The sequence below is a fragment of the Pseudoalteromonas sp. bablab_jr010 genome (assembly GCF_016464105.1).
In the GTDB taxonomy this organism is placed as follows: Bacteria; Pseudomonadota; Gammaproteobacteria; order Enterobacterales; family Alteromonadaceae; genus Pseudoalteromonas; species Pseudoalteromonas simplex.
In genome coordinates this window covers 25,782-38,300 of sequence record NZ_JACDWV010000035.1, presented here as the reverse complement: position 1 = coordinate 38,300, position 12,519 = coordinate 25,782, and the positions used below count along the sequence as shown (strand labels likewise).

Here is a 12,519-nt window from a genome sequence, read left to right as displayed (position 1 = left end):
AAAACTGATTTACTTGTAGAATACTTCTACAGTCCCTTTTACTTTTAATAGTAAAGGTTGGCCACGGCGATCAAGCGCTTTTGGTGAAGCGATTTTGATCCAGCCTTCGCTGATATTGTATTCTTCAACGTCAAAACGCTCTTTGCCGTTAAGTTTTACACCAATTTCATGCTCGAAAACTTCTTCCACATAAAATTTACTACGTGGGTTGATAGAAAGTTGGTTTGGTAATTCTGGTTTTTGTGTATCAGTCATAGTCGCGATCTGCATTGAATAAATTGTGCGCCATTGTAGGCAATAGCTGGCATTGGCTCAAGTATCTACATGGCAATTTTATTGTTTACTCGCAGGCTTGTTCTGAATGCTCTTCACGCATGGCTATGGCTTCACTCTTTTGTCGAAGTCGTGTGTTAAGCAGTAGTCAAAATGACGGGTTAAAAATTAGCAATAAAATGCATTGTTATACTATAACCTATTTTTTATTTATGTTATTTTATAACAAATCATTTTGCTTAATTTCTACAATCAGACCTTATGAAGTACTCAACACTAAGTTTAGCTTTAGCTGCGACGTTTGCAGCGAATACCCATGCAGCTGATAACAGCGATATCGAAACAATCACCATTGAACACAAACAGGCGTTTCGTGGTGATATTCCAACAAAAGATTTACCGCAGTCGATCACCACATTAAGTAAAGACATGATGACTGATAACGGTATTACTAAGTTTCGTGATGCACTGGATTTTTCTGCCAGCATTACTCGCAAGAATAATGGTGGCGCGCTGTGGGATAGCTATTCAATCCGTGGTTTATCAGGTAACGAAAATATGCCGTCTGGGTATTTAGTTAACGGCTTTAGTGGTGGTCGCGGTTTTGCAGGTCCGCGTGATGTATCAAATATTGAATACATTGAAGTATTAAAAGGACCTGGCTCAGCACTCTATGGCCGCTCAGAGCCGGGCGGTACCGTAAACATTATTACTAAAAAGCCACAGTTTTATCAGCAAGGGCAACTTCAAGCTGAGTTCGGTAGCGATGATCACAAGCGTATTCAAGGTGATTACACTAACGGTCTAAGTGATGATTTAGCGTTTCGTATTAATGGTGCATGGCAAGATAGCGACAGCTTCAGAGACTATGTACACCACGACAAATTCGTGATTACGCCTTCGCTTTATTATCAAATCAACGATAACTCATCGCTGACTTATGAGTTTGAGTATGTTGACCAACAGCAAATGTATGACCGCGGTATTGTGGTGTTAAATGGTGATTTTGATACCGTGCCTGAGTCACGCTTTTTAGGTAACCCAAATGATGCTCCAACCAAGGTGCACTCGCGCGGCCATCAATTAAATTACAGCAACGATCTAAACCAAGATTGGAGCTTGTTATTAGGTGCGAGTTACCGTACTGCTACGCTAACGGGTTATTCGTCAGATGCTGAGCTTTCACCATCGCGTCAGTCATTATTTGATGATGGCAGAACCTTAACTCGCCAACACAGATACCGTGACTATGAATCTGATGATTTATCGTTGCGCTTTGAATTAAGCGGTCACTTTGATGTTGCCGGTATTACTAACCATGTACTGATTGGTGTTGATGGTTACGACTATGAGCTGCGCACTGGGCTTTATCGCTACCGTGGTGGTAATGGCACTTACACCATTGATATTTATGAGCCAGAGTACAGCACTACTGAAGGCCCAGAAGTGGGCATGCAGTACGAAAATAACGAACAGCAAAATGCGTACGGTATTTATCTGCAAGATCAGCTCGATCTAACCGATAACTTAAAAGTGATGTTAGGCCTGCGTTTTGATGAAATTGAACAAGATATTTTTGAAACTAAGTCTGGTGTTGCATCAAACAGCAAAGAAAACCGCATTAGTCCACGTTTTGGTGTGGTTTACGCATTTAATGACGACGTTAACCTTTACTCAAGCTATTCAGAAGGCTTTTTACCACTGAGCGGCACCGATGCCGAAGGTAATCCATTCGGTTTTGAAGAAAGTGACTCGTTTGAAGTGGGTATTAAATTTAGCTACGCCAATATCAGCGGTACGCTTGCTTATTTTGATGCGAGCAAGAGCAACATGCTGGTGGCAGATCCAGTAAATGTGGGTTATTCAACACCTGTAGGTAAAGCAAATAGCACAGGCTTTGAGTTAGATTTAACAGGTTCATTGGGTGACAATACCGAGTACACCCTATCTTATGCCTATGTGGATGCCGAGACTGCAACAGACAGCCTAAATGTTGATTGGTTAGTGCCAATTCCTAAGGGCAGTCCACTTGTGAACGTACCAAAGAATAACCTTTCGATTGGCTTAAACCATGATCTGAGTGTATTCGCACAAGAAATAAAGATTGGTGGTCATTATCAATATGTGTCTGACCGTTTAGGCGACCCAGCTGATCTCACCTTCCGATTACCGAGTTACCAAACGGTTGGTTTATTTGCTAAATGGCGAGCGACAGAACGTACGACAGTATCACTGAATGTCGATAACGTGTTTGATGAGCAGTATATTGCCAGTTCTTACAATGCATTGTGGGCCTACCCGGGTGCGCCGACGCAATTTAAACTTGGCGTAAGTTATGACTTCTGAGCAAGTTAAAAGCCGTATTCATAGTATCGACATCATGCGTGGTGTCGTTATTCTGCTGATGTTACTTGATCATGTGCGAGAGCGGTTTTTCTTGCACATGCAGGTGGCCGATCCCATGGTGGTTGATACCACTTCGCCAGGGCTTTTTTGGAGCCGCTTTGCTGCACACTTTTGTGCGCCAACCTTTATCTTCTTAACTGGTTTGTCGGCGTGGCTTTATAGTCATCCCGCAAGTGGCGTGGCGCGTTCAGCACGCAGCTTTTTAATCAAGCGAGGGCTTTTTTTAATCGCCCTCGAAGTGACACTGATTTGTTTTTCGTGGATGGGTTACTACCACACCATTTGGCTACAAGTGATGTGGGCGATAGGCCTTTGTATGCTGGTGTTAGCAGCATTGATTAAGCTGCCACGCAACCTATTGCTGGTGCTTGGTTTAGTTATTGTATTTGGCCATAACTTACTGACGCCAATCAGCTTTACGCCCGGTGAGTTTGGTTACTCGCTGTGGACGATTTTGCATGACCGAGGCTATCTATCACAAGGCGGTTTAATCGACGTCAAAATTAGCTACCCAGTGCTGCCTTGGATTGGCGTAATTTTGTTGGGTTACTGTGCAGGTCCTTTATATGCGCATACTCAATCGGCGGATTCACGTAAACGAGCATTACTGCTGTTAGCGCTGTTATGTGTGGGGTTATTTGCGCTGCTGCGTGGTTTTAATATCTATGGTGAAACCTTGCCATGGCAAACGTTTAGCACCACAACCGAAACCGTGATGTCGGTGTTTAATGTGACTAAGTACCCACCGTCACTGAGCTTTTTGTTGATCACGTTAGCAGGCATGTTTGTAGGCTTGTGGTTATTTGAAAGACCACTCAACCGCTTTACTAATGCGCTACGTGTATATGGCTCTGTGCCTATGTTCTTTTATATTTTCCACCTCTATGTACTGCTATTTATTTATCAAATTGGCATGCTGATCTGGGGGGCAAATCAAGGACAATATTTAGGAGTCAGTGATATATCCGGTATTTGGTTTATTACTTTATTGTTGGCAATAGGGCTATATTGGCCAACCAAGAAGTTTAGTGAATACAAGCGTAAGGCTAACAAGCCTTGGTTAAAGTATTTATAACGAAAAATGCCGATATGTTAAACATATCGGCATTACTTAACTATCCTAATTAACTCGTCCTTAGTTAATCTGAGATCTTTTACGACGAAGTGCCATCAGTGGTGCAACTGCTAGTAGTAACCAGCCGAATGAACCGCTTGATGATTTCTTGTCTTTTTCAATCTCTGCTTCTGGAATCACTGCCTCAGGGAAAGTACAGCTACCATCGTCAGTATTGGCGCTTTCATCATAGTTAGTTGCTGAGCTGTCAGTACAGCCAAGCTCTTCACCATCAGACATCACTGATAATACAAATGAGCTCATTGCTGCATCAGTTGGGTTAACGTTGTCGCTAACCTTTACTGTTACATCAATATCACCATGGAAGTGCGCCGCAGGTGTAATAGTCACAGTGCTACCTGAAGTGTGACCAGATACTTCATAAGTGAAGTTTTCACCTAACACCTCGATTTGGTTGCTCACTTGGTTTTCGTCAGCATAAAGCACGTCAAAACTAATCGTTTCGTTCTCTGCGACCGACATATCAGTTAAGCCTGCCATTTCTAGGTTACCGATAACTTCAAGCTCAAGGGTGATGGTTTCATCATCTGCACCTTCTAAGCCGTTCACTAAGGTTAGTTGGTGAGTTTGGTTTGCTGCTTGTTCACCAATATAAGCCTGGAATTTTACGTCAAACTTAGAGATTTCAGGGCCTGTGTAGTCAAGACACACAACTAGGTCGTCGTGTAAAACTTCATCCATATTATTAAAGCCTAGCTTGTTACCGATATTTAAATCGATGGGTATGTCACCACTTATGAAGGCTCTGCCATCAGCGGCTTTTAGGCCAATAGAGCCCTGAGCATCGGCTAGATTAATATTGTCATACGCAAATAGTAGCTCATACTCACCTGGTTCATAATCAATCCCCATTCGCATAAACATCTCTACATCAATAAGTTGACCTTCGGTGTTGCTGCGTTGAATGTTATCCCATTCAAGTACTAACCACTCACGTGAAACTGTGTAAGTAGGGGTGATACCCGCATTGGCATCATAATTACCATAACCACCGTCCACACGCTCTGGGATCATGTTGTCACCAACCCAGAAAGGAGCGATAAGGTATGGCGGCGGAGGCGGCTGAGTGTAACCTTCTGGTAGGTCAACATGAAATGGTGATGTGCGACCTTGCGAACCAAATGTGACTAAGCCTGCGGGGTTGAGCTTTATAGCATCAAAATGATACTTATTAAAAAATGGAAATGACACATCTAGATCTGTGTTCATTAGTTCTTTAAACGAGTACTCAAACTCATTGTAATATTGACCTTCAACTCCCTCAAGTGTTCGCCAGCCAAGTTCTCTTAGCTCTAAATAGTGAGGATCAGGCGAATGAGCCGCGGTTAATGAGCACATTTCATCGGTGATATTGGTAGTAATATTATAATTTCGGCCTACATCTTTTGTGGTTTCTTGTATGCCTACTAACGAAAGCATATTGTTATCTAACACTGGTTCAACAGGCGTTGAGTGTGTTGCAACAAGGCTATCAGGTATAATATTGATCCCATTAGGGAATTCTGTATTGAGCGCAAATTGACGTGCTTCATCCTCATTATTGGCAATGACACTAATTTCAAAGTCGACTAAATCACCGACAAATGTTTTTTCTTTGCTCGCCGTAAAAGTAACGTCCTTATCAACTTGTTCGATAATCACAGGTACAAAACCAAGATTGCCAATATCTTCTGGATTACTACCGATATCAAAGCCACCGAAGTAGATATCTCCTACTTCCATATCAGGTAAATTGTATGCAAGGTCAAGCTCAAAGCTATCGTAACCTGCTACGCTACTTGGTCCTGTAACAGTAAGTGAGCCATTGTCAGAGGTTGTAATTGCGGTTGCAAATGAAACTTCTATTCCTTCATCTACTTCATTGTAATCGTAGTTTTGCAAGTTCATATACAGAGTAAAATATTCACCTGCTTCAGGGTCTACAATGTTACAGAAGTTTGTAAGTGTATAGCTGGTTGACATACATAGTGTTTCTTCAAATGAAGCAATGCCATCACCATTACTATCTTTACCCATAAACACCAATACGCGAGATTGTTCATTCATAACACTGGCGCTCAGCATTTTTGCGTCTTCTGGTACAGTGGTCCACTGAATGTGGTTGTTGTTTACAGCTTCACCGTCGACATCAACGCTATCGAATGGGTCGCCTGGTGTGGTGTCGTTGAATAGGTGTACGGTTTCAACTTGGCCTTTTACTAAGCCGTACGATTGTGTGGTTAGGTTGCTGATTTCACCCGTATTGAAAGGTCCTACTTTCATTGTCGCAGAGCGTCGGTGTGCGTCAATTTGAATAAATTCAGGTAAACCGGTGTCACCGGCAAATGTCCACACTGGCATCTCTAGAATCGGTGACTCATGGTTATTAGAAGTCATGACGACTTGACCTTGATTGCCCGTGTAATCAATTAACTCTTGCGGCGTTGCTTGTTGGCTTGCTTCCACAGTAACAATGATACTTTGTGTTTCGCCAGCCCTGATATCAAAGCTGCTTGGCTCCACCGTTATTTTGCTGTTACCAATCCAATTTTCGGTATGTAGAGTCCAGCTTGCGTCTTCAGTTGCTGTAAAGGTTCTGATAAATGTACATTTAAAGCCGCAGTCATTATCAACCATGTAAGCCGTGTTTAATGCTTTTTCGCGGCCACCAAGACTTGGGTTTGCAGCAGCCATGTTAGCAATGCTTTCATCAAGCAATAAGCCTGTTTTATCTGCTCGCTCAACTTGCATTTTACCCGCACCCATTTCAGCAAGTGCCGCATCAAAGCCATCGTCTGCATAGTTGTTTAAGTATTGAGCAACTCCTAGCTGATTATTTGCAGTTAACATCAATGCAGATTGAATTTGCATTGGCGACCAGTCAGGATGAGATTGTTTTAACAATGCTGCCGCGCCTGCAACGTGTGGGCTCGCCATTGATGTACCAGACATAGATTGCCAATCTGAAGTTGCAGGATTATTTGTAAACGGTTGATCGTCTGATGATGGTGCGTAAATATCGACCCCAGGGGCTGCTACATCAACGAGTAAAGTATCAAAGCCAAAGTATGATGGACCACGACCAGAGAAATAAGCAATGCGGTCTTTATCCACAGCGTCTACGGTGCCCTCGGTTGCTTCAATGGTGCCTACGTGGCTGTCGCCTACGCTCAACCATTCTAGTAAGCTTGTACCATCAACATTTTTTATATGTATTGTAGGGATTGGGTAGGAAATAGAAGGAATAGTATAGCGATCATAAAAGGCACTTTGGTTATACACGATGAGGCCTTCAGCACCGCCCGCTTGTACATTTAATGATTTAGAATATAACGGATAAGAGCTGCGCTTACATACCACAATGACATCTTGTGCGCTTTCGTCAATAGCGGTTGCAGGATCATCAACTAAATCAAATGTACCTTCAGGGAATGGTTTGTCACAGTTAGCAAGTGCATAGCTAGAACTTTCATTCGGATTTTCAAAATCAGTCGCAGCAACAATTAAACCTGTTAACTCGTTAAAGTTGACACCAGCACCTTCAAAAGGACCAGGCGCTGAATTATCACCACCAGTTAAGTTTTTAAGTTGTTTATTGCCAAAGTTAACTTTGCTTGCAGGACTATATGCTGCAACAGTGGTAACCCAAGGAGAAGAGTGATCGGCTGTTGAATACTCAGGGCCGCTGTTACCTGCCGCTACAGCGACAAATACACCACTTTCGGCTGCATTCATGAACGCTTGCTCAATTGGATCGCTCCATGGATCTTCTTCAAGACCGCCTAATGAAGCATTAAGTACATCAACATTATCAATAGCAGCTTGTTCAACGGCGGCTAAAATAGCGCTTGTTGGACAACCTGCATAAGGGTCGCCAGAATTACCCGGCCAACATACTTGATATGAAATGATATTGGCATGGGGTGCCATACCTGATACTTGCGGGAAAGTTACATTGGTTTCTAAACCTGGTGATTGGCTTTCATACTCAGTCAGTTTGTAAGGAATATCGTATAGGATATTACCCGCTGCTGTACCAGCAACGTGTGAGCCATGGCTATGATAGTCTTCACCATTTTCTGGGCGAGTCTCTTCAAATACCGAATCCACATAAGCTGCGGTGATCTCAGGATAAGAATAAACACCAATTAGCTTGTCGTTACACAGATCAGCAAATTCAGCGGTTGCACAGTCACCTAGGTACTTGTCGCCTAGTGGGTTGGTGTGAGTGTAGCCATCGCCGCCTACTGCTGCGAATGATGGGTGATCGGTGTTGATACCCGTATCAATGATACCTACAACCGTGCCTTCACCTTTGTTGCTGCTAGGATTGCTAGCACTTGTGCTCCAAAGTGCAGAAGCACCTGTTTGCTCAATGGTATTAAAGGTATTTAGGCTGTAGATTTTTGAGCGAGTGATTTTCTTCACGCCAGCCACTTTAGCTAGGCGCTTCGCTTCATCTTGTGTCATTTGGGTGGTGAAACCGTTTAATGTCACATTGAATGTGCGCTCAACATTTAGGTTTAAGCCTTGCTGACTCATCGCAGTACTCAGTACTGACTGGCGCTTACTTGCCAGGTGGTTAGCGTAAGTTGCGATAGCAGGCTGCGCCATATTAAGCGTTGAGCGCGTAGTTGCTTGTTGCGTCTGCATTACTACATCTTTTGTGCTTGTAAGCCCTTTAATACCACCTTGGTAAGTTGAAATTGGTGCGTCGTCTAGTTGCACGATATAAGTTTGAATACCACTAACATTTTTCTCTGGTGTGAAAACGCGGCTTTGTTTTTTAACTGTGTTGTTAACCTTGTCTTCCCACACAAATTCATTGCTAACGGTTTGCTTTGGCGCATAGCCTACCGGCTGTTCTGGCCATACTTGGTCATTTAGCGCAGCAGTAGACGTACCTACACCTAAGTAAAGTGCAGATGCGACCATCACTGATACTTTTTTCATATTGAACATGTGATCTAACTTCCCATGGATTTTATTTTTTTGGGGCTATTCCTAGCGGAATAGCAAGTTGGCTTGTAGTTATATGAATTGAAATACAAACTAAATGTTATGGTATAACAAATCTTTTTTAGCCAACAAACGAGCGGTTTTGGCGAAAAGCTATAAACATTGGGTTTTTCGCTTAAAAACCTTGCTGAATGGTTAAATATGTATGTGTTTTCATCAATAAAACGTGAATAAATGGTTCACTTTGATACAGATTGATACATTTCTATAAAGGAGAGGCGGGCCTAAATAGGATACTTGCTCTTGCTCCGCTTAAGGTTTGTGCGTTATCTAAGCTAAATTTTGCGTTATTCCATAGGCACAGTTGCTTAACGATTGATAAGCCTAGGCCAACACCTTGGTAGCCTGTTTGGTGCACCGAAGCGGTTTTTGAAAATGGCTGCATAAGGCTGACGCGCTTGTGTTCTGGGATCCCCGGACCATCATCTTCAATCACTAACAAAGTGCCGTTTTTGCATTGTGAAAGCTTGATAAGAATTTGCGTTTTAGCAAAGCGAACCGCATTCCCGAGTAAGTTTTGCAATAAGCGTTGAAAGCTTTGTTTATCAACGCAAATTGCTGTTAATTCGCAGTCAAGACGAATAGCCAAAGGACAATAGCTTTGGAACTTAGTAATGCAGGGCTGTAATAGTTCGTCTGGGCAGTAGTCTTTCACTAGCAAGGCGGGTTCACATTGTTCAAGCTCGGCATAGGTTAAAAACTCTTCGACTAATAGCTCAAGTTCAATAATGTCTTGCAACACACTGTGTCGGTAAGCGTTGTTATCAACGACTGCTTCGAGGGCGAATTTAGCCCGTGATATAGGCGTTAAAAAGTCATGGGAAACAGCATTGATCAATTCGCGTTGGCTTTGATTCCGGTTATGAAGTGCTAATGCCATGTTATCAAAGGTATCGCCAATGCTCTTTAGCAGGCTAAAACGTGTGAAGTGCACTTGTGCTGTAAAGTCGGCGTTAGATATTTTACTACTGGCTTTGCGTAGCTTATTTAAGTCAAACAGCAGTGGACCTGTAAAAATCACCACAGCTAAGGCAAGGCTAGAGTAAAACAGTAGGCTCACTAAAGACTGATAACCCTGATCAGCAGGCTGGCTGTAGGGGCCAATGCTTAATAAGGTGTGCCTCTCATCAGCTAACTTATGAAAGTAAAGGTTGCTATTGGCATCGTTAACACTAATTACTTGACCTGCTAAAAGTGATGCCTGTAGTTGTTCGCCAAGGTAAAAGTTTGCAAGAGGTGTGTGTTTAATAGCAGGATTATTGGGCGTAAGGCTTAAGATGCTTTCTGCTAATTGCTGTTCTGTACTGTAACTCGGTGGGCTTGGAAAATAGGTTTCTAGTAACCAAGCGGCGCTCCCCAGACAAACTGCTAGCGTTAAATACAAATAGCAAAATAGGCGTAGCAAACTGCATTACCCCCATGCTTGTGGAGAAAAAATATATCCTTTGCCCCAAACGGTTACAATTTTTTGTGCTGGCACAGCTTCGTCACCGAGCTTTTTGCGTAAGCGGCTAATGCGGCCATCGATAGTGCGGCTTTGACCATCGTATTTACGGCCAATGGTGCCATCAAATAATTGGTCTCGACTGACCAACTGACCCGCTGATTGAGCTAGTTGGATCAGTATTTCGAACTCTGCACTGGTTAGTTCAAGTGGTTGGCTATACAAGTAAGCCTCGCGCTGAATGGTATTAATGCTTAAAGAACCAAAGCGAATGTTATGGGCGTTGTGAGTGGTACTTGTTGGCTTTACAGCTAGGCTGCGGCGAATGGTATTGTTAATTCGCGCTAATAAAATTGACGGGGAAACGGGTTTGGTTAGGTAATCATCGGCGCCTAGTTCAAGGCCCGTGATATGATCGACTTGGCTCTGTCTTGCAGTCATAAAAATAATGGGTGTATCTTGGGCTTGTTTTAGCTCTTTAAATACCTCAAAACCATCTTCTGAACCTAATCCGATATCTAGCAAAATTAAATCGTATTTCTTACTACTTGCTTGGTAACAAGCATGGCAACCACTGTCAAAATGTTCAATGATATAACCATGATTACTTAAATAATTAGAGACTAGCTGGGCAAGTTTTAAATCATCTTCAATGTATAAAATAGTATGCTGGCTCATCAAAAAATACTCCATGCGATATCACGACGACGTTTTTTTACGTGCTGGTGGAATAAACTAATTTCAGTGCTTTCTAAGGGTTCGAGCTGTTCGCTGAGTAGTTCTAACACAATGTTGCGATTGTTTTGCACTGTGATTGCAAAGTTCTGTCCTTGGCTTGGTTTATGGCAGAATAGTCTAATTTGTTGATCAGTAACGCGAATGCACACTGTTTTGCTGACTTCGGTGTACCAATTAATCGAGACATCCATCACACAGTCTTGCTCTGCCGTCACACAGTTTTCTGGTGATACTTCAATGTAGCCTGCTTTTGCGAATGTGCTGTCGATATATACGAGGCTACAGATGAGTAAAAATGAGAGAAGCTTGCTAAGTAACATCATTAGAAATTCCATGCAAAGCCAGCATAAAAAGACAGTAAGTTGCTGTCATTGATAAGGGGGCTATCGGCGAAACCTGATGATAAGCGTTGGTATTTTATATCGCTTATAAATTGCCATTGTTGATTAAATTGATATTGGTAACTGGCTTTAAGGCTATATTTTTGACTAGAGCGACCTAAATAAGGGCTAAATCCAGCGCCCATTTCTTGCAACGCACTACCATAGTAGTAATCCACTAAACCAGCACTTAAATGCTGTAACTCTACGCCGAGCAAAACCAGATGTTGATCAAATAAAAACAAGCGCTGTGCAGACAATGCGCCTTGTAACCCTTTGTGATAGTTGGTGAGTTCCATTGACCAATACGCGCTAAAACGCCAGTTTTGCCAGTCAACGATTGCTTCAATACCGCTCATGGCCGACAGTTTACGTTTTGATATTTTAGTAATATCACCGCGGCGTTTTATCACCACTGGTGTTTCGACACCTGAACCAGGTGGTGGTGGCGTCATTGAGGGGCGACCGCTAGCTGTTCTAACCGCGGCTAATATAGCTGAATGCTTAGTAAAATATAGGCCATCCTCATTAAGTTGGGTGAATAACGACACTTGATAGTTATCGCCCCACACGGGGGTCCAAGCAAACTGAGTATTTGCAAATGAAAAGTCACCGGCAAATACCTCAATACGCGGTAGGGCATAAAGAGGAATATCGTCTTTTTTATAAACTGGGTTGGCGAGCTGACCATAGCCTAAGCTTACTCCAAGGCTTACTCCTTCATCTGCTAAATACGCAGAATCAGTGCTACTTGCCGTTGGTGAAAGGAAAAATGCACTAATTAGAAATAAAACTCGTAGCCCAAGCGAGCAACTACCTAGAACAGTCACAAATAAACAACCTAAATGAAAAATCTCGTTAACATTAAGTTGTTATTAATGGCTTGAACAATGAAATAATGTACCAAATTGTAGCAAGGTCTGGCTCTTGTAATCTAAATTAGTTAAGGGAATTGCTTGATAAAAAAGCATATTTCACTACTTTTGCTTGGTTATTTTGAGCGGTGTTTTCATTTCTTTAGTTAGAAAAAGTTATTAACAATGAAATGGTGTTAAAACCTGCGCTTAGCGGTACAAAATGGGCCTAAATACACGTCATTACTGGCATAGCGCTTTATTAAGTTGCTATTTGGGTGAGTTTTTGCG

Annotated in this window: 8 protein-coding genes; 2 read left to right on the top strand and 6 right to left on the bottom strand. The window is 42.4% G+C overall.

Features of this window, described 5'->3' with window-relative positions; all coding sequences use genetic code 11:
- Positions 1 to 9: 9 nt before the first annotated feature.
- A complete protein-coding gene (locus JIG37_RS01425) occupies positions 10 to 255 on the bottom strand; it encodes a DUF3297 family protein (protein ID WP_171040424.1) in 246 nt (81 codons plus the stop codon).
- 279 nt (positions 256 to 534) lie between these two features.
- Here JIG37_RS01425 and JIG37_RS01420 point away from each other — a divergent pair, with 279 nt between their 5' ends.
- Both JIG37_RS01420 and JIG37_RS01415 read left to right on the top strand, forming a co-directional pair.
- Complete coding sequence (locus tag JIG37_RS01420; protein WP_199528465.1) at positions 535 to 2,619, top strand: TonB-dependent siderophore receptor; 2,085 nt, start codon at positions 535 to 537, stop codon at positions 2,617 to 2,619.
- Complete coding sequence (locus tag JIG37_RS01415) at positions 2,609 to 3,754, top strand: heparan-alpha-glucosaminide N-acetyltransferase domain-containing protein (RefSeq protein WP_199528463.1); 1,146 nt, start codon at positions 2,609 to 2,611, stop codon at positions 3,752 to 3,754. The genes JIG37_RS01420 and JIG37_RS01415 overlap by 11 nt, the downstream gene beginning before the upstream one ends.
- A 60-nt stretch (positions 3,755 to 3,814) precedes the next feature.
- Here JIG37_RS01415 and JIG37_RS22820 read toward each other — a convergent pair whose 3' ends face one another.
- The 5 genes from JIG37_RS22820 to JIG37_RS01390 all read right to left on the bottom strand — a co-directional run bounded on the left by JIG37_RS22820 (position 3,815) and on the right by JIG37_RS01390 (position 12,204).
- Positions 3,815 to 8,755: a S8 family serine peptidase gene (locus JIG37_RS22820; RefSeq protein ID WP_199528461.1), complete on the bottom strand. Its 4,941-nt coding sequence runs from the start codon at positions 8,753 to 8,755 to the stop codon at positions 3,815 to 3,817.
- 262 nt (positions 8,756 to 9,017) lie between these two features.
- Complete coding sequence (locus tag JIG37_RS01405) at positions 9,018 to 10,217, bottom strand: ATP-binding protein (RefSeq protein ID WP_199528460.1); 1,200 nt, start codon at positions 10,215 to 10,217, stop codon at positions 9,018 to 9,020.
- A 6-nt stretch (positions 10,218 to 10,223) separates the two neighbouring features.
- Positions 10,224 to 10,934, bottom strand: a complete 711-nt coding sequence (locus JIG37_RS01400; RefSeq protein WP_054552263.1) for a response regulator transcription factor — start codon at positions 10,932 to 10,934, stop codon at positions 10,224 to 10,226.
- On the bottom strand, positions 10,934 to 11,317 hold the full coding sequence (locus tag JIG37_RS01395) for a DUF3019 domain-containing protein (protein WP_171043862.1): 384 nt from the start codon (positions 11,315 to 11,317) through the stop codon (positions 10,934 to 10,936). Before JIG37_RS01395 ends, JIG37_RS01400 begins: the two co-directional genes overlap by 1 nt.
- Entirely contained in the window at positions 11,317 to 12,204 is an 888-nt protein-coding gene (locus JIG37_RS01390; protein ID WP_199528458.1) for a MipA/OmpV family protein, read from the bottom strand. Before JIG37_RS01390 ends, JIG37_RS01395 begins: the two co-directional genes overlap by 1 nt.
- Positions 12,205 to 12,519 lie beyond the last annotated feature (315 nt).

Excerpts from the sequence above, each read along its gene's own strand:
- JIG37_RS01400 (WP_054552263.1), bottom strand. The coding sequence starts at position 10,934 with ATGAGCCAGCATACTATTTTATACATTGAAGATGATTTAAAACTTGCC.
- JIG37_RS01415 (WP_199528463.1), top strand. The coding sequence starts at position 2,609 with ATGACTTCTGAGCAAGTTAAAAGCCGTATTCATAGTATCGACATCATG.
- JIG37_RS01425 (WP_171040424.1), bottom strand. The coding sequence starts at position 255 with ATGACTGATACACAAAAACCAGAATTACCAAACCAACTTTCTATCAAC.
- JIG37_RS22820 (WP_199528461.1), bottom strand. The coding sequence starts at position 8,755 with ATGTTCAATATGAAAAAAGTATCAGTGATGGTCGCATCTGCACTTTAC.
- JIG37_RS01395 (WP_171043862.1), bottom strand. The coding sequence starts at position 11,317 with ATGATGTTACTTAGCAAGCTTCTCTCATTTTTACTCATCTGTAGCCTC.
- JIG37_RS01420 (WP_199528465.1), top strand. The coding sequence starts at position 535 with ATGAAGTACTCAACACTAAGTTTAGCTTTAGCTGCGACGTTTGCAGCG.